This is a genomic window from Gardnerella vaginalis, from assembly GCF_001563665.1.
Taxonomy (GTDB): Bacteria; Actinomycetota; Actinomycetes; order Actinomycetales; family Bifidobacteriaceae; genus Bifidobacterium; species Bifidobacterium vaginale_A.
In genome coordinates this window covers 193,058-212,097 of sequence record NZ_KQ961857.1, presented here as the reverse complement: position 1 = coordinate 212,097, position 19,040 = coordinate 193,058, and the positions used below count along the sequence as shown (strand labels likewise).

General features: G+C 37.1%; 12 protein-coding genes and 2 tRNA genes. 5 read left to right on the top strand and 9 right to left on the bottom strand.

The window, feature by feature from the left end; all coding sequences use genetic code 11:
• Positions 1-16: 16 nt before the first annotated feature.
• The 3 genes from hflX to HMPREF3230_RS02785 all read left to right on the top strand — a co-directional run bounded on the left by hflX (position 17) and on the right by HMPREF3230_RS02785 (position 4,371).
• Positions 17-1,498 carry a GTPase HflX gene (gene hflX / locus HMPREF3230_RS02795; protein ID WP_075523441.1) on the top strand — a complete coding sequence of 494 codons (1,482 nt, stop codon included), beginning with the start codon at positions 17-19 and terminating at the stop codon, positions 1,496-1,498.
• Positions 1,499-1,702: 204 nt separating this feature from the next.
• Positions 1,703-2,665 carry an L-lactate dehydrogenase gene (locus HMPREF3230_RS02790; protein WP_075523440.1) on the top strand — a complete coding sequence of 321 codons (963 nt, stop codon included), beginning with the start codon at positions 1,703-1,705 and terminating at the stop codon, positions 2,663-2,665.
• Positions 2,666-2,886: 221 nt separating this feature from the next.
• Positions 2,887-4,371 carry a sensor histidine kinase gene (locus HMPREF3230_RS02785; RefSeq protein ID WP_075523439.1) on the top strand — a complete coding sequence of 495 codons (1,485 nt, stop codon included), beginning with the start codon at positions 2,887-2,889 and terminating at the stop codon, positions 4,369-4,371.
• A gap of 10 nt (positions 4,372-4,381) precedes the next feature.
• Here the strand turns inward: HMPREF3230_RS02785 and HMPREF3230_RS02780 are convergent, their stop codons facing one another.
• The 4 genes from HMPREF3230_RS02780 to HMPREF3230_RS02765 form a co-directional block, all read right to left on the bottom strand.
• Positions 4,382-4,654, bottom strand: coding sequence for a WhiB family transcriptional regulator (locus HMPREF3230_RS02780; protein ID WP_075523438.1), 273 nt, complete (start codon positions 4,652-4,654; stop codon positions 4,382-4,384).
• A gap of 180 nt (positions 4,655-4,834) precedes the next feature.
• A complete protein-coding gene (locus HMPREF3230_RS02775) occupies positions 4,835-6,808 on the bottom strand; it encodes an FtsK/SpoIIIE domain-containing protein (RefSeq protein WP_230955900.1) in 1,974 nt (657 codons plus the stop codon).
• A gap of 255 nt (positions 6,809-7,063) precedes the next feature.
• A complete protein-coding gene (locus HMPREF3230_RS02770) occupies positions 7,064-8,479 on the bottom strand; it encodes an LCP family protein (protein WP_075523436.1) in 1,416 nt (471 codons plus the stop codon).
• Between the two features lie 94 nt (positions 8,480-8,573).
• Entirely contained in the window at positions 8,574-10,007 is a 1,434-nt protein-coding gene (locus HMPREF3230_RS02765) for an LCP family protein (protein ID WP_075523435.1), read from the bottom strand.
• A gap of 344 nt (positions 10,008-10,351) precedes the next feature.
• On the opposite strand from HMPREF3230_RS02765, the gene HMPREF3230_RS02760 reads away from it, so the two are divergent.
• Together HMPREF3230_RS02760 and HMPREF3230_RS02755 are read left to right on the top strand one after the other, a co-directional pair.
• Positions 10,352-13,678 (top strand): glycosyltransferase family 2 protein, encoded by a 3,327-nt coding sequence (locus tag HMPREF3230_RS02760; RefSeq protein ID WP_075523434.1) that lies wholly within the window; start codon positions 10,352-10,354, stop codon positions 13,676-13,678.
• Positions 13,665-15,497 (top strand): DUF5719 family protein, encoded by a 1,833-nt coding sequence (locus HMPREF3230_RS02755; protein WP_075523433.1) that lies wholly within the window; start codon positions 13,665-13,667, stop codon positions 15,495-15,497. The genes HMPREF3230_RS02760 and HMPREF3230_RS02755 overlap by 14 nt, the downstream gene beginning before the upstream one ends.
• Before the next feature lie 10 nt (positions 15,498-15,507).
• Here the strand turns inward: HMPREF3230_RS02755 and HMPREF3230_RS02750 are convergent, their stop codons facing one another.
• The 5 genes from HMPREF3230_RS02750 to HMPREF3230_RS02730 form a co-directional block, all read right to left on the bottom strand.
• The gene (locus tag HMPREF3230_RS02750) at positions 15,508-15,936 is read right to left on the bottom strand and encodes a metallopeptidase family protein (protein ID WP_075523432.1); all 429 of its coding nucleotides are present in this window, start codon (positions 15,934-15,936) and stop codon (positions 15,508-15,510) included.
• Between the two features lie 401 nt (positions 15,937-16,337).
• Positions 16,338-17,168, bottom strand: coding sequence for an HAD hydrolase family protein (locus HMPREF3230_RS02745; RefSeq protein ID WP_075523431.1), 831 nt, complete (start codon positions 17,166-17,168; stop codon positions 16,338-16,340).
• 176 nt (positions 17,169-17,344) lie between these two features.
• Positions 17,345-18,004: a ComF family protein gene (locus HMPREF3230_RS06520; protein WP_158245135.1), complete on the bottom strand. Its 660-nt coding sequence runs from the start codon at positions 18,002-18,004 to the stop codon at positions 17,345-17,347.
• Positions 18,005-18,657: 653 nt separating this feature from the next.
• Positions 18,658-18,738 (bottom strand) — tRNA-Leu (locus HMPREF3230_RS02735).
• A 53-nt stretch (positions 18,739-18,791) separates the two neighbouring features.
• Positions 18,792-18,864: transfer RNA gene (locus tag HMPREF3230_RS02730), tRNA-Thr, on the bottom strand.
• Positions 18,865-19,040: the final 176 nt, after the last annotated feature.

The following is a 19,040-nucleotide window of genomic DNA, read 5'->3' as shown; positions in this document are numbered from 1 at the left end:
CTAGAGTAGGGGACAAATGGTAGATTTTAATGCTAATAGCGAGAGTAATTCTAGTTTTAGTAATTCAAATGCGTTTCTTTCAGAGCATTCAGAAGTCCTACTTGATTCGTCTTCTTCTAAAGAGAAACATGATGAAGCTTGGCAGAATCGTGAATCACATAATGCGTTAAAACGAGTTGCGGGACTCGGTGAGTTGCAAGATGTTACTGAAGTTGAATATAGAAAACTTCGTCTTGAGCGTGTTGTGCTAGTAGGCGTTTGGTCAAGTGTAAATAGCACTCTTTCTCAAGCGGAAGAGTCATTAAGAGAACTTGCAGCTTTAGCTCAAACAGCTGGTGCAGTTGTTTGTGATGGTTTATTGCAGCAAAGATATAAGCCTGATGCTGCTACTTATGTTGGTTCTGGAAAAGCTAGAGAGCTTGCGCAAGTAGTTTCGCTAAATGATGCGGATACTATCATAGTTGATGATGATTTGCCACCAAGTCAGCGCAGAGCTTTAGAAGATGCTACTAAAGTTAAAGTTGTTGACAGAACTGCTGTGATTTTAGATATTTTTGCTCAGCATGCTACGAGTCGTGAAGGTAAAGCTCAAGTTGAACTAGCACAATTGCAATATATGCTTCCTAGACTTAGAGGTTGGGGCGCTGCTCTTTCTAGGCAGGCTGGAGGTAGAGCTGCAGGAGATGCTGGAATCGGTTCAAGAGGTCCTGGTGAAACAAAAATTGAAATGGATCGGCGTGCTATTAGGAATCGTATTTCTAAATTGCGAAAAGATATTGAACATATGGCTCCAGCTCGAGATGTTAAACGTGGATCTCGTAGACGTCAAAATATACCGACTGTTGCTGTTGTTGGATACACTAACGCTGGAAAATCTTCCATTATTAACAAAATTACTGGTTCAGAAGAACTAGTTGAAAACGCTTTATTTGCTACGTTGGATACTGCTGTTCGCCACAATCGTAGTAAAGACGGTCGTAGTTATACCCTCGTAGATACCGTAGGATTTGTTCGTAGACTTCCTACTCAGCTAGTAGAAGCATTCAAATCTACGCTAGAAGAGGTGAGTCAAGCTGATGTGATTTTACACGTTGTTGATGGTTCTCATCCTGACCCAGTATCTCAAATTGAAGCAGTGAACGAAGTTTTAAGTTCAATTGATGGAGTAGAAGATATTACGCAATTGCTTGTATTTAATAAGTCTGATTGTATGAGTGAAGCTAAGAGAGAGCGTTTAGAAAAATTATATCCGGATTCTCTTATTGTTTCTGCTGTTTCTGGAGATAATATTCTTCGACTTCGTCAAAGAATTGAGTATCTATTGCCTTCGCCAAAAGTGCAAGTTAATGTTAAGTTGCCTTACACAGAGTGTGCTTTGCTTTCTCAAGTTCGTGAAAATGGTGTAGTAGAAAAAGTTGATTATGAAGATGACGGAGTTTCTCTAGTTGCATATGTTAATGATTCTTTGGCTGCAAAACTTATGAAAGTATCTTTGTGAAAGTTTTAAAAGTTTGGTTTATTAAATTAAGAGCTTGATTTGTTTTTACAAATTCCGGTGGTGCGATTAGAGTAAAAGTGTTCATACCCACAGGCTCTTATAAAAGAGCTACACTTCATAAAAATATTGTGTTTCATGCATTATTAGCATGTTTCAAATACATTATGAAAGTTGTAATAGGTTGTTGAAAAGAGGTTGTTTCGCATGGTAAATTCGCAGGTTAAGCCAACAAAGCTGGCGATTATTGGTGCTGGTGCAGTCGGTTCTACGCTCGCCTTCGCTGCCGCTCAGCGTGGTGTTGCCCGTGAAATTGTGCTTGAAGATATTGCTAAAGAACGTGTAGAGGCTGAAGTGTTAGATATGCAACACGGTTCTAGCTTCTATCCTGCAGTATCTATTGCCGGTTCGGACGATGTTGAAATTTGCCGTGATGCAGACATGGTGGTTATTACCGCTGGTGCTCGTCAGAAGCCTGGTCAGACTCGCTTGGATCTTGCAGGTGCAACCATTAACATTATGAAGTCTATAATTCCTAATGTTGTAAAAGTTGCTCCTAATGCTATCTACATGTTAATCACTAATCCTGTTGACGTTGTGACTCATGTTTGCATGAAGCTTTCTGGACTTCCTGCAAATCAAATGTTTGGTTCTGGTACAAATCTTGATTCTGCTCGTCTTCGCTTCCTTATTGCTCAGCATACAGGTGTTAATGTTAAGAATGTTCACGCTTATATTGCCGGCGAGCATGGCGATTCAGAAGTTCCACTTTGGGCTTCTGCAACTATCGGTGGTGTTCCAATGTGTGATTGGAATGCTCTTCCAGGTCATGAGCCATTGGATGCTCAAAAGCGTGAAGAGATTCATCAAGAAGTCGTTAATGCTGCTTACAAGATTATCAATGGTAAGGGCGCAACGAACTATGCTATTGCTATGTCTGGCGTAGATATTGTTGAAGCTGTGCTTAGAGATACTAATCGTATTTTGCCAGTTTCTTCGTTACTTGACGATTTCCATGGAATTTCAGACGTTTGCATGTCTGTTCCAACTTTGTTGAATCGTAATGGCGTGAATTCTCGTCTTAATACTCCAGTTTCTGATCGCGAGTTAGCAGCTTTGAAGCGTTCTGCTGAAACTTTGCGCGAAACTGCTGCAAAGTTTGGTTTCTAAACTTTGTAGTTTAGCGTCATTAGAAGCTTCATTAGAAGAATAATTTCATATTGAAGCAATTAAACCGCTTCTTCACAATACGTGGGGGAGCGGTTTTATTTGTAAACAGCATACAGCGATCGTAAACAAAATACCGTATGCAGAGATTGTAAACAACATACTGTGTTTGTAAACAACATACCGCGTCGTTATTTCTTGTGTCTTAGATATATGATTGTCATATGGCTGATTTTTCTCATATTCTTGCTACACGTCCAGATTTTGACGATAGTGATCGCGAATGGCTTCATCATTTAGTTGCAGATTGGCAAGTTATAGCTGACTTAAGTTTTGCAGATCTTCTATTAGTCATTCAAAACGGAGATGGTGATTATGTTGTTGCTGAACAGTGCCGTCCTTCTACAGCAATCACTCTTAGAACTGAAGATTTACTTGGTGAAAAGTTAGACATATCTATGCACGATGAGCTTTCTGAGGCTATGAAGTCAGAAACAAGTTTCCATTCTTCTGTTCTTCGCTCTGTTGGAAGAGCAACTGTATGTAATGTTTATGCTCCTATTCGTCATAATGGTAAAACTTTAGGTCTTGTTTTGCGAGAAACTAACTTAGCAACTCGCGAATCTAACGGCAGATATGAAACAGAAAGTATTAACGCTGGCAAAACGCTTTTCGACATGATTCCACGTAGTCAATTTCCATATCATGATTCTGTGTTGAATCAGCGTCATAATGCTAGAGTTGCTGACGGATTTATTGTCTTAGAAGCAAATGGAATTGTTCGATATGCTTCTCCTAACGCTATTAGTTGCTTCCGCCGTCTTGGTGGATTAAATACTATGACTGGCGAATATTTAAGCGAATTTGGTACTAGGCTTTTACATGTAAACGATGCTGTGCCAGAAAGCTTACCGCTTGTTTTAAGTGGTAAAGCAGATATTGATTGTGAGCTTGAAGCAAATCATTCTATTGTGTCTATGCGCTCTTTGCCTCTTTATGGTCCTAGTGAAAGAACTGGTGCTGTAATATTATGCCGCGATGTTACAGAGGTTCTTCGCCGCGAACAAGAATTGCAAACAAAGAATGCTACTATTTCAGAAATTCATCATCGTGTGAAAAATAATCTTCAAGCTGTTTCAGCGCTTTTGCGTTTGCAAGCGCGTAAAACTAAGTCTTCTGAAGTTCGTAAAGAGTTGGAAGAAGCGCAAAGAAGAGTTCAAACTATTGCTCTTGTGCATGAAGGTTTAAGTCAAACTGCAGACGAAGTTGTTGATTTTGATAAAGTTATTTCTAGTTTGCTTAAAATGTCTATAGAATTAGCTTCCCAAAATCAAAAGATTAGCATTGACTTCGTTGGTAAATTCGGAATGTTAGCAGCTCAAGATGCAACGCCTTTATCTTTGGTTCTTACTGAATTAGTTACTAACGCTGTTGAACATGGTTTTGAAGATAAAGAATCAGGTCATATTAAGATTTCAGTTGGTCGCGGAGGAGATAACCTGAATATTATGGTTGAAGACGATGGAGATGGAATCGATAGCGAGTCTTCTCACGGCATGGCGCGTTCTTCAGGATCTGGATTAGGCACTCAGCTTATAAATACTTTTGTTACAAATGATTTTGGAGGAACGGTTCGCTGGGAGCAACGTCATGAAGGTGGCACTCGAGTAGTGTTAGATATTAAACTTCGCGTTCCAGGAGTTATGTAACCTTTAAGCTTTATAAGTCTGATTCGTGATGTCTGCGCGCGCGCATTGCGCGTCTTTTGAGCGATCTGCGTTCTTCTTCGCTCAATCCGCCCCAAATTCCATAATCTTGGTTTGTTTCTAACGCGCACCTTAAGCATGAGTCAGATACTTTGCATGAGCGGCATACGGACTTTGCTTCCTCAATTTGCTGGTATGAAAGCCCTGTGTTACCAACTGGGAAAAACAGCTCTGGGTCTTTATCTCTGCAGGCTGCTTTTGTACGCCAATTAAACAAATTGCTCATGTGTGAGTAAACCTCGCTATCTAAAAGAGTAAAAAATCCCCCGTATGTAAGGAAATCATGAATAATAATTTTTTTCAAGAGTTTTGCAAACTTTAGTTAAATATGAATTTATTTGCGAGGTGTTTTATTTCTTGACTCTAAGCTTAAGTTGTAGAATATTAAATTCACGCGAATAGCTATTTAAGTATTTTCACAATAAGCTAATTGAATTAAATAAGCGTTTCCAGAATAGATTAGAATAGCGCGCCCTGAAGTATTATAGTCGTCAGCGCATAAAGATTGTTGTATTTTTGTAGGTATTCCAAGCATTGTATCTGTTCCTGAATCTCCAGTTGGAAATATTATGCGAACTGGAGCTTGATCAGGTAATCGCAATCCTCTAACTGTTTTAACGCTAAAAATAACTGTGTTTGAAGAAGTTAATTCTTTTTGGAATTTTAATGCATTTGGATTATTGCTTAATGGTTCTATGAGGCAATCAGCATTATCAACAATAATAGTAGAAGCTGTATTTTTCTCATAATATCCATCTTGCATAGGTTTATTTAATAATTTAGCAATAAGTTTAAGCACATTAGTTTTTCCGCGACCGTGTGATCCGATAATCGCTATGTTTCCAATGTTTAACGGTAAAAGAGCTGAGTATAATTTTATGCCATCATCCAATAATCCTATTCTTATAGAATTTCCATTTAATGTAGAAATTTCGTTTTGTACACTGTATTTTTCTAATTGTTTTTCAGTAACGAATGATTGTAAAGGTGCGCTAAATAATTGTTTTGCTTGAGCGAAATTATAAAATTTTCCTGCGAGTAAGATTCCTTTTATAAAAGTTTCAATATTTGCTATTGGAGCGCATCTCATTGCTATTATCCCTTCTCCAATATTGCAATATGCTCCACCAGGATATTGTGGATTTATGTATGCTGCACACGAAGATCCTAATAATTCGTGAGATTGTAAGGCATCTCTTACTCGTAAGCATAAGTTAATAGACATATTTGCTTTCATATCTGCATTAACTTGTCCTAAAGGATTTTGCGTGCAAGCAATAATATGCATTCCTAAAGATCTTCCAACTGAAGCAATTCGTATGAGCCTGTTCATATAGTGCGGAAGTTGATCTTTTAATGCGTGAAATTCGTCTATAACAATAACTATAGAAGGTTCATAAGGTTTTACTTGAGTAATATTGTTGCATCCTTGTTGAGCTACTAGTCTTTCTCGTCTATCTAACTCTTGTTCTAATCCTTGCAATGCTCTAGTTGCATGTTTAAGATTCAAATCTCCAACATTTCCAATGCTATGTGGAAGATTCGCTAAGGAATCGAAAGTTGCTCCTCCTTTAAAATCCATAAACACGAATCTCAATACGCTTGGCGGATATTTGAAAGCGAGAGATAAACACCATGTTGTTAGTAAAATTGATTTTCCAGATCCTGTTGTGCCTGCAACTAAAGCGTGCGGTCCATTTTTAACTAAATCAATATTCATGTATCCGCAATTTTTGACTCCGATTGTAGCTATAAGTTGCCTTTGCATAGATTTAGCTTGTGTTTGCGCTTGTGGTGTGTTGTATCTGCTCTGATATTTAGTGTTTGTGGAATTAAGTGAAAGAAGCCATTGTCTTACTATTTCTCTCCAAGGAGGCATGATTAAAGCAATATTTTTGTTATGAAAATTACTTGTAGCATTGCTTTTATTATTTAATAATATTTTTTCTAAAATTATTGGATTTATATTGTCAGGATTATTTTCGAGTTTGTCGTTGTTAGCACTGCTGCTGTTAGCGCTGTTGTATTGTACAGATTCATTGGATTTTGTGACTAATTCAGAGCTTTTTGAGCTTGCAAAACTATTAGCATAATTAGTATTATTTGCTTTCAAATTGCTTATTTTGCAATAGCTTACACAGGATTTACTGCCGTTAGAATCACTTTCTTCGCGTTCGCTTTTATTTTTGAGTGAATCAATAAATGTAATATTTTTATCAATTGATGCATGTTGTTGTATTAGCTGCGGAATAATGTTAGCGAGATACATCATTGTGCTTGGTATTATCATAGCAATCATCATCCATTGGTGTTGTATGAAAGATATAACAACTATAGTTATATTTGCAATAATTGGCATAATGCTCGCTATTATTTGCATTTTTATAAGTGCTCGTTGTGTGCTAGTTTTCATAAAACTATGATTGCGTTGAGCTCTCTTAAAAGCAAGAAAAATATGTTTATGTGGTCAGAAGTTAGCATAACCTATATTTTGTTCATTGAACTACATTTTTGTCTATAACACATAGTTCTATTCAGTAACTATACATTTGTTTAGTGGCTACACATGTGTTAGTAATTATTTACTAACACACAATTTTCTTCTTAGCGCGTTTGAGCACAACAAGTTGACTATTTAATGTGTCATTTCTGCAAGCGTACCAACGCTTCCTGGAGCATGAGTTCCTGCAGATAGTTGATTAAATAATTCAATATTCTTCGAATCGTCTAACAATACAGACGATCCGATTCCTCGAATAATATAATTTGGATTCGTCCAGTAAACGGTTCCAGATATTCCGTCAGCTCCTGTTGCATCTTTAAACGCGAGCTCCATATCTATTAAAGACATTGGAGTTGAATTTTCGTCAAATATTATAGAATTAAGTCCTGCTTGAGAAAGTTTTTTAACTTTATCAAAGTTAGTTAGAGTGTCTTTTGATGAAGCTTTCTTTATTATTGCAGAAATTACCATTCGTTGTCTTTTCGCGCGTCCAAAATCAGACTCTGGATCGCCATGTCGCATTCTCGCAAAAGCTAATGCTGTAGCTCCATTTGAATGATGGCATCCAGCTTTCCAATCGAGTCCGCTAAATCTATCTTTAACAGTGCGATTGTAACAAAGCTCAACGCCGTCCATTGAATCAACTACTCTAGTTAATCCTTCAAATCTAATTTCTGCAACATGATCAATATGATGACCTGTAATACTTTCTACTACTTTTGTTAGTGCAGGTTTGCCAAATATTTGTGCAACAGAGTTTATTTTCATTCTTCTATTATTTATAGAAACTAACGAATCTCTTGGTATTGATATGAGTGAGCTGTGTCCGTTCACAGGCTTTGTTAAAACTAGAATAGTGTCCATTCTAAATCCAGTAATCTCTTTAGCTTCTGCTCCTTCGCGCTGGTCAGAACCTAATATAAGCCATGTTTTTTCTTGAGTGTCTGGAGTATTCGTAGTCCATGCAGTTTTTTTCATGTTGGATTCAACGAAATGGTATGCGTTAAAGCCTAATATAGCTGCAACAATAAGCAGTATTGAGAGTAATAAAGATATTGTTATAAGCACATAATGTTTTTTACGTTTTTTGTGATTGCTATTATTGCTGTTATTGTTAGTACTATTTTCGTAAATATATGAATCTGAATTATTTCTTGAAATATTTGCACTATTTGCATTATTTGTGCTTGAATTTTGCGTGCTAGCATAAGCGCTATTACTCGAAGCGTTTTCGTAATTTGATGTACTTATCACATTACTAGACGAAGATGTTTTACGTTTAGCAGAGTTTGGAGCAAAGCTAGGCGGAATATTAGCATTTAGTTCATTTGAATTTTGGTATGCGCTTGCTTTTATGCTGTTTGCATTATGTCTTTTAGAAGATCTTTGCTTAACATTTTGTGGAGAAAATTGCGGCAGCACAGTGTTATCATAGCCGTTATCATAGCCTGATTTAGAAGTATGTCTTTTAGAGCTAGGCTTATACGATGGTGGAAAACTCGGATTCTGCTCACTTTTATAAGCGTCATCTGAACTTTTGTCACTCATTATATGCCCCTTTAATTCTTATAAAAAAGCTATGCTAACTTCTAGAATTATATGCATCTACTTTTACTAGAACGTTACTCTATAAATGTCAAACTTATGATTTTGGCACAGCGCATATAGTATTGTTCAAATATTTATCTGCAATACCCATATAGTATCCAGTGGAAGGATCTCGTATAGTTCCATCTTTTGGATTTACAATTCCGCCTGTATTAGGATCTACTAGTCTTCCTAATCTATCTTTTGCTAAGCCTGTATTAGGATCTATTTTTCCATATTGAGATTCTTGCGAAGAGTTGCTTTCATCTTTTGCATTTTCGCTAGAAGATGACTTTTCGTTAGAAGAATTGTTGCTATTAACGTTTTTACGTTTTTGTGACTTTCCTTTGCGCTTAGGCGATGCAGAAGAATTTGCATTTTCTATAATAGGCTTATTTTCGCGCATTGCTTGCCATATGTTTTCTGCAGAGTAATCCCATACAACGCGATTAGGATTTGTAGGATCAGTTGTAATCGGTATTGTTCTAGCGTATATCTTTGAAGTATCCAAGTGTCTTAAGCTTACTGCTATTCCAACTAAGGTAGCAGGATTTGCAAGTCCTGAACTGATATTCAAAGAATTTAAAGCAGATTTAGCGAGTTGATATAGTTGCCCTGATTGAGTAAATAAATTCTTAGATAAAGCTTGATGTACTAATTGTTTTACTAAGTATTGCTGACGCGTTGTGCGCATAATATCAGAGCCATCGCTTGCAGTATCGTGTCGCATTCTAGCGTATTGAGTTGCTGTAACACCATCGAGATGTTGCAATCCGCGCTTTAAAGTGATTCCAGTGTAACGGTCATGCGTATTAGCAGGAATACATAGTGTAACGCCACCAATTGCGTTAATCATTTCGCTCAAACCGTTGAAATCAGCCACAATAAAGTTATCAATGTTAAGTCCAGTAAGAGTATTGACGGCTTTTAGAGAGCAGCTTGCAGCTGATGCTAGATCTCTTCCGCGAGAATATCCAGCAGCGAATATTGAATTAAACATTACGTTTCTTCGAGCTGGAACGTATCCTCTGGAAGTGTTGCATCCAGGCGCATTTACTATAGAATCTCTTGGAATAGAAACTAAATTAACATAAGAACGATCTGCGCTAATTTGTACAACCATTGCAGTATCTGATTGGTGGTTTTCTTCGCCATCATGTGCAAAATTATTATTTTTGCCTTCGCGAGTGTCTTGTCCAAGAAGAAGGAAGTTTATAGGTTTTCCAGCATTAGGATCAACAGGTTCTTCAGCTTTTTTGCTTCCAGGATTATGAATTACTTTTATAGATCTATTGCTTATAGTCGTGCTAAAGTCTGACCATACTGCGGTTGCAATTGTTGAGAAGAAGGTCAATATTGCAACAATGCTCATGCATATTATTTTTCGTAAGCGATTGTTGACATTAAAATCAAGACTATGTCTTGGAGAACGGAATCTTGAAATGCTCTCGTTCCTCTCATAGTTTTGAGGGTGGCGTGAAGTCACCATGTATACCTTCTTTCAAAAAACCATATCTTAAGAAAACATGGTCTAAAGTATATTTTGCGTATCGTTATACATAGTATTTAATGCTCAATAACAATTAGATACAATGTACATAACTATAATGCAATCTATTGAGATTATTTACTAAATTATAGTGTTTATGTTGATTTTTATGTAACATTTTGTGATTTTATTTAGATTATTTTAGATTTACGATTATTTATTAAGTGTTTATTAAGTGTTTTATTGAGTGTTCTATTGATATTTAATAAGATTTTATGAGCGTTTTATGAGCGTTTTATGAGCGTTTTATTTGTAGTTACCTACCCCTTGCGTACACTGTAACTATGGATTCAATAATTGCTGATGTAGATAAGTTTCAACATGAAGTTCTTCATGCCTTTGCAAATCTTAAGAATGCTAGGCCAAGAGATGTAGACTCATCTATTATGGCAATGATGTGTATTGAAAGAGATACACGATTTTACAAGGAAACGCTTAAAGCTGTTGCCGATCAAAGTATACTTCCTGGCACAATTGTGATTGTTGATTGTGCTCGCCGTGTTAAAGATATTAAACGTTCGTATATAAGCGTTAATTGCGTTACTAGTGCGCTAGACGATGTTATTGAGAAAAATTTTGCATCTTCTAGAAATTCTAATAATTTAATCGATTCTGCTGATTCCAATGATTCTTATATATATAAGCGTTTAAGCGAAGATAATTATAAAAAAATCAATGTAATCATACTTCCTGTAGTTTCAGCACATTCTTTTGGTAATGCTATTGATAAAGCTTTACATCAACTTATGCCGTGTAATGGAATAAAAGCAATGTGGCTTTTACATGACGATTCTCGCCCAGCTGATTCTAGTTGTTTAGAATCTTTGAGAGAAACATGGCGTAACACTCCAACGGCATCTGTTTTAGGAGCAAAACAAGTTGATTGGGAAGGAAAAATCTTACACAATGTTGGAATGTATTCGTGGCATCATCGTTTGCATTCTTTAACTGTTGAAGGAGAGTTAGATCAAGAACAATACGATAATCGCAAAGATGTGTTCAGTGTTTCTTTTGCAGGAGCTCTTATTCCTTTAGGAACATGGCAATCCATGCATGGAGTTCAACCTTGGATGACAACTTTTGGAGAATCTCGCGATTTTTGTCGTAGAGTATGTTTGAATGGTGGCAGAGTTGTTGTAGTTCCTTCTGCTCGTATTGCTCATAGGCGAGCGCGATTTGAGGGTATACGTACTCGTTCCGGTGATGCTCTAGCGGAAGAAAAATCGGGTATGGTTCACAGCATAGCTTTATCTCTTAAAGCTTTGCAAAGATATCTTTATACGGATATTCGTCTTGTTTTATGGCCTATTATTTGGCTTATAAGTATTCCAGTTTCGCTTGTTATGGCGTTGCAATCTCTATTTGTTAAACAACCTTATACTGCTTTAGTGCACTTATGGCTTCCGTGGTCTGCAATACTACAATTACCTAAAGCTATTTTTGCTAGACTTCGTGTTGTAAGAGCTACTAGAGTATCCATAAAAAATTTGAACGCTCTTGTTGCAAACCGTAAACAGATTGCTAAGTGGAAAGATCGTTGTGCTGCTTATAAATCTCAAAAGCATGGGATTTTGCTAGGACCGCTTGCTAGGAAGCATCTTCATAGAAGAATATTATTGCGTTGGAGCGCTGCGTTAGTAGCTGCAATGGTTGCCTTGTGTGCAACATTCGTGTTCTATGGTAGTTCATGGCGAGAGATTCTTGAAGGCTCAACGATTTACGCTCAACAGTGGGTTCCTACTGGATCAAGCATTGGTCAATTATGGAATGCTGCAATAGGGTCTTGGGTTCCAGATAATGGTTTTGGCCCTGCTTTGCCGCCTGCTCCATTATTGTTAATGTGGTCGATTGCATCTGCTATTTTTGGCGGAAATCCTGCTTTAGCAGTCACTTTCTTGTTCTTCTTGTCAGCTCCTTTAATGCTTTTAAGCTTCTGGGCTTTTGCTGGAGTATTTACAAGATCTGATTCTATACGTGTATGTTCTGGAATTTGCTGGTCAGTGCTTGCAATGGCATTCGGATTATTTGCTCGTGGTGATATTCCTATGCTTGTTGTAATGGTGTTTTTGCCTGCAGCATTAGCGTTCTCTTTCAGAGCAGTTGGAATGTATGTTACAGAAGATCCTGTTAAGCCTGTTCCTTCTACGCAATCTGCAGCGTGTGCTGCTTTATGCTTTATGCCTGCTGTTGCAGCTGAGCCACAATTATTACTTGCTTTATTAGTTATTTTCGTGATTGCTATCGTAATGGTTCGTTCACATAGAGCAATGCTTGTTCTTATGCCGATACCTTCGATTCTAGTGTGTTTGCCAACTTTAGGTAGCGTAGTTAGGTATTTCAATGCTGGAATGTGGCGTCAAATATTTGGTTCTATGGCTTTAGCGCATAGCAATATACAAGGTTCGCCTCGTTGTGATGGTTATATTGAAATATTATTGCGAACTTTTAATATGAATGTTGGTTATGTTTCTTCTAATAATCAATTACTTTCACTTCGCGGTATTTTGATGATTGTATTTGCAATAATTGCAGTTGTTATGGCTATTATTTCGCTTGCTTTACCATTTTCTTTGCGTCAATCTCGCGTTATGTGGGGAGTTATTATATCTGGAATGGCTCTTTCGCTTATTTCTGTAAGAGTTGTTGTTAGTTCTGATGTATTAGGTCCTGTTGCAGGAAGTGCTCTTCCTGGAGTAGTTCTTTCTGCTAGTGGTGTGCTTGCATGCATATGCATGGTTGCAGGTCATGCTGTAAGCCGTTTTGAGCCGTTGAAAGTAAAATATAGAAATGAAGTTTATAAAACTAGGGTAGATAAGCGTGCTGCTATGCGTAAATCTGCTGCTTTAGTTTTGAGTAGAGTTGCTTATTGTGCTAGAGGGATTTTATCTTGTGGAATTTTCGCTATGGCTATACTTCTAGCAATTTTCGCTATTCTAAGTGGTCCTTTGAGTTCAGTTTCCGCCAGTGGTGATGGATTGCCAATGGTAGTGACTGATTATTTAAATAAAGATAGTAGTCGTAGAGTTTTAGCTGTTCGAGCTATTAGCGATAAAGATATTGAGATTGCTATTATGCGTACATCTAGAGGAGATGCTATTGATGAATCCCCAGCTTTACGTGTGCGTAATGTGCTTTATGGAATGTCTAGGAATGATGTTGCACTTTCTTCTGCTGTTGCAAAGCTTATTTCTCACGCTGATCCTGGAGCTATTGAAACTCTAGAACAATTTGGATTTGGCGGAATTTATATAGTAAATGATTCATATAAAGCGAAAAAGTCACCATATAATTCTTTGATATATGGTGAAACTTTTGCAGATAAAGCTGCAACTGAACGTCTTATTTCTAATGTTAATGCTTCTGAATCTGCACAGCTTGTTGTCACTTCTAAGCAAGGCACATATTGTCGCTTTGATAATCCTGCTACTGTTACTTCTAAATCTTCGTTCTATTATCGAATGAGACCTTTAGCGTGGAGAGTTTCATGGATTTTAGTATGCGCAATAGTTTTGTTGTTATATTGCTTAGTTGCTGTTCCTCGGTTTGGCAAATATAACGTTTTAGAACGTAATGATGATAATAGAGAGGAGAGTATTGATGAGTTGGCGTAATAGTGATAGCAATACTGATTCTGCTGTGGATTCTGCTGTGGATTCTGCTGTAGATTCTGCTGTAGATTCTGCTGTGGATTCTAATAGTGAAACGCATCAAAATATTGGTCAGCATAGTGCTGACATTGCACAAACAGTAGAGCAAAGAAAACGTCATATGCATAATGTTTTCGTGACTTTATTAGCTTCTTTAAGTGCGATTATTTTTATAGCTATATCTGTTATTTTCGCAACCAAGTCATTTTATACTCAATTCGTTGATGATGCTTTATCTCCTTCATCTTCAATAACTCAGCGCGTCACCGCTACGAATTTAAAAATGGTTTGCCCTTCCAGATTAGCAATATCTGAATCATCTGATTATGGTGATAGTCAGTATCGCGAATCCGATGGAAATATTTCTTCTTATGCAAGATACGGTGTTTTTGGAAACATGCACAATGCTACTGTTCGAAATGCTAGAGATAATGGAGAATTTGCTAGTAAATTACATTCTGTTAATAGCATAAAAGTCGCAAATAATAAAAGTAATTCTAATAGCGATGATTCTAGTGTTAATAGTGATGATTCTGATGATTCTTCTTCTAGCTCTAGTGAAGAGTTAAATGATGATTCTGATGCCGAAAACAGCAACAATAGTGATTCTAGTGTTGATAATAGCGCTCGCGTTGTGTTTTATGCGAATAAAAAAATTGATAAAGATTCTCAAGTTTTAGAAGGAAAATTATCCGCATCAGATTCTGGAACTGGACTTTCTGCTTCGTCTGCTTCTTGGGCAAGTGATGGAGATTTGCGTGGGCTTTCTGCATCATCGTGTGTGATTCCATCTAGGAGCCAAACATTTTTAGTTCCTGAAGTTGATGCTGGTACTTCAATTCGTTTAGTTTCAGTAAACAGCTCTGCTAAGCCTACTATTGTACAAATCAGAATGTGGTCAGTTGAACATGGAAGTAGCGTTTTAGGGTTATCTACTGGAAGTACTTTTACTGTTGATGCTAATAGTGAATCAACGTTTGATATTGCAGCTGCTGCGAGTTTAAGTAAAGGCTTATATGTGCAAGTCTTGAGTGAGCAAGCTCCAGTTGCTTCGTTTATGCAATATAGAAGAATGCAAGGTTTAGTAGTTAAAGGTGTAGATATTATTCAACCATTAGAATCTGATTGCAAATCTTCTATTATCCCTGGAGTTAGTCAGTCAGATAACGCAAAGTTATATATTTGGTCTAGAAAATCAAGTAATGTAAACATATCTTGGATGGATGACGAAGGTTCAAAATCTATTAAAAATGTGCCTTTACAATCTCAAGAATTGAAGGTAATAGATCTTGGAAAAGTTCCAGATAAAGTTAGCGCGTTAAAACTTGATTCAAATAATCCTATTGCTTCCATGGTTGAATTAAATCGTAAATCAGATGGCGGTCAAGAAGATGTAGCGTTTGCTACTCGTGTTAATGGCGAAGGATATAGAGCAATAGTTACTCCTGTTAATCCTGAAGAAACATCACTGTATTTAGCATCTTCTGGCTTAGACAATACATCTGTGAAATTAAAAGCTTTTGATTATAAAGGTGATTTGCTTAAAGATGAAACTATAGATATTCGCGCTAATAGTTCGTTAGAATTGAAAGCAAACGATATTGATGCAAATGCTGTTATGTTTGAAATCAATTCTAAATCGAATGTTGCTTTTGCTGCTCGTCTTCATAAAAAAGAAGTAGACGATGCTCATCTTGCTGCTGTTGCGTGGATTAAATCACAATCTTTAGAGCCTCAACAAGTTTCTGTAAAAGTTACACGAACTCAAGGAGTTGTTAAGTAATCTTCTTTTACTACATTCCCCAATCTGGGTCTATTTCTTCAGGTCTTCTACCGTATAATTCAGCTAAGCGTTGAACTATCTCATCTCGTATAGCATAATTTAGTTCCGCTCTGCTTGTTACATGATTGCATAATGGGAGTCGATATAACACAATTCGCGCTTTAATTCCGTGGCTTGCTGGAAAACATTGAGATAAAATCCTCTTATTGCTTTCCCAAATAAGCGGTTGAGAAGGCGGAACGTCCTCTACAGCAAATTGAATGTTGCGCGTCAGCTCGCTCCAAGCTGAATTAAGTCTACGTATTTGAGAAGCAACCATAGAGTCAAACATTGCGCTCGCTGTACGATATCGTGGTAGTCTAGTGCCAAACATAGGAGCGCGCATACCACGTCCATGACGGTTTCTATAACGGCGTTGATCCCATATTAAAGTTGTCATATTTTCCAATGTAAATTATGCTATAGGCAAAGTTTTCAAAATGCGCGGCTGTTGCTTTAGTAAGCTATAGCTTTACTTACAAAATTTTACTGTTGTTGTGAGGTGTGGGAAATACTTACCTCACAGGAGCTTCAACTTTTTACGCATGTTTAATTGTTATTGCTTGTAGTAATAAGATTTAGATTTTAGCTTACTTTAGTTTTATAAAGAGTTTGGATTAGGTGTAACTTTTTTAAATACCGTTTCGCTTTTTATTGTTCGCGAAGTTTTTCCCACACCTCACTAGTACACAATCTATACTTAACTTACTTAGTAAAAATCTTGCGATGAGAGAAACTCTGAGAGCTAAGCCACAACAAATAGGGGAATTTTGTAAGTAAAACTATACGATTTTTACAAGTTTAATTATTGGCGAATCTGATCTCACGCAATACGCGCTTGCATAATTCAACTGTATCTTTAGGATTTTGTACTTCAACTGCAAGAGTGCCAGTAAAAGCAGTAGGGTAGTCGTTTCCGCCTTCGCTCATCCGATCCCCAATAAATACAGTATCTTCCACATCTATGCCACAAATATTGGAAAGAGTAGTCAATGCGTGAGCTTTATCATCGCCTTTGCAATAAACATCTACGCTTGTATCTCCTCCTTGACGAACAGCAAAATCAGGTAAGTTTTCGCGAATAGCATTAGCTAATTTAGCTTTCAAAACACCGTTAGGATCCCAAGCTTTTTTACGAAAAGCTGGAGCATTTTGTCCTAGTGCTGAAAATGTGACTTGACTTCCACGATTTTCGATTTGTTCGCCCCATAAATCTAAATCCCCAGGTTCTTTTAACAATCCTAGATTTTTAGCGCAAACGCGTATAACTTTAATGATTTTATCGATGTCTTCATCTGGAATATTGTGAGCATAAACACAATGCAATTCTCCATTGCCTTCAATGCGATAGTATCTAGTGCCATTCGTTGGCATAATATGTAAATTTTCCAATTTCGTATACGGATTAAGAACGTCTAAAATTTGAGTTTTCACTAAGTTCATGCATCCGCCAGTGATAATCGCTATCGGCTTTTCGCATATTAAATCGCTTAATATAGATGCCATATCTGGGAGCATTGGTTGCCTTGAGCACGCTAAAGTATTATCTAAATCGAGCGCGATAAGCGATGATTGAGCTATGCGCTCAGCAAGAAGATATTCATTGCAATCATGCACTATAGCTTCTAACACAGCATGCCCCCTTTTAGATATAACGCAACTATTTCAGTATTGCATATAATTTTAATCTTGAAAATGATGACACAAAAATTTATATTTTAAAAGCTTGAATTGCGAAAAATATTAAATGAGCTTATATGCGTTTTGCAAACACAGTTTAGATATGATTAGAGTGAAGCTTATAAAATCTAATGGATTTTTGAAGTAGTAATTGCCAATGCAAATCCTGCTATAACTGTTGCTCCTGATTTTTTTAAAGCATTTGTGCAATTGCTCATAGTAGATCCTGTAGTAACTATATCGTCAACTATTATTACTTTTCGATTTTCAACTAAGTTTTTTGTAACTATAAAAGCGTTGGCACTACGCGCAAGCCGTCCTTTAATTCCAGATGTTTGAACAGATTTATTACTAACGCTTTTATTCATGCGGATTGCACAGCATACTCTTGATTTTATTTTGTGACAGTTAAGAGTTGATTCTATTGCTTTTGCTAGTGGTATTATGTGTTTTCTTCCGCGATTGTGTAATGATTTTTTAGAAGATGGCATTGGAATGATAATGATTTCTGAGTCGTTATTTTGAAGTGTTTTATTTGATTTTCTATCAATACAATGCGAAATATTTCCACTTATAGTTGTGTATTTAGTGTTTTCTTTCTGTTTGTGATTTGCAATCACTGTATAAGTTAAAGAAGATATTACTTTAGAAAATGGAGTATCACATTCAATATCGTTGTGATCTTTCCATGAAAGTATGGCTGTGCGAATTGGTCCTTCGTATAAACTGCAAGCGTATAACTTTTTATATTCACTTCCAGGTAAATCTTTTGAGTACACGTGATTCATTAAATTTAAACAATTTTTGCATAAAATTTCATCTGGCTTATTGCATCCTGCACAACCTCGTGGGAAAAGCAAAGTTTCTATAGCTTTCCAGAAAGAATACCAGTTTGCGCAAAACCATTGATGTGTGCGATTGCATAGCGAATACTCGTTGAAACTTGTGCAAATTAGGTGTTTTTTAGAGTGTGAGGGAGTGTGTTTTTCGTGCGCGTTTGCGCTTGCGTGCGCGTTTATGCTTGTTGTTGTGCTTGTGTGAGAGTTTGCACTGTAGCGTGTGCAAATGTGAGAGTGCTCATGCGTGAGGGAATGTTCGCGTTCGTGTGTGCGTTCGTGTGTGCGAGTATGAGAGTGTTGTGCACAAGCCCCCAATTCTTGTGCACTTGAATTTAAGATGCGTCCTCCAACCATGTTTTTAGATTATTTGCAATTTAATTTTACATCAAGAAAATTCTTTGATTGTGGTTAGAAGTTTTGATTGTGGTTAGAAGTTTTTCAGCGTTGAATAAGTTTTTACGAAGTTGAATAAGTTTTGACGAAGTAAGAACTCTTTCGAAAGAAGAAAGTTTTTGCGAAGTAAGAAAGTTTTTGCGAAGTAAGAAAGTTTTTAGCGTTAAATAAATTCAAAAAGTTTGAGTTCAATTTCTAAAATCAAAAAGTGCGCGGGATGGGACTTGAACCCACACGTCATAAGACACAGGAACCTAAATCCTGCGCGTCTACCATTTCGCCACTCGCGCATAAATCCAATCAAGGAATGTAATAATTGTTTACATGCTCGAGTGGATTTGAGAGCCACTTGACAGAATCGAACTGTCGACCTTCTCATTACGAGGGAGACGCTCTACCGACTGAGCTAAAGTGGCAAGTTGCCCGAGAAGCATTCGCGACTCGCGCACGAATCAAACAGTTTACTGTATTTTTTAAAGTTTGTCTACTTGGCGTGGCGTGTGAATTTTGTGTAACTCTGTCCGCTTTTGTGAGTATCTTGTGAGGTGGAAGATAGTGATGTAGGCGGTCGAGTTATGTGCGAAATGCGCGA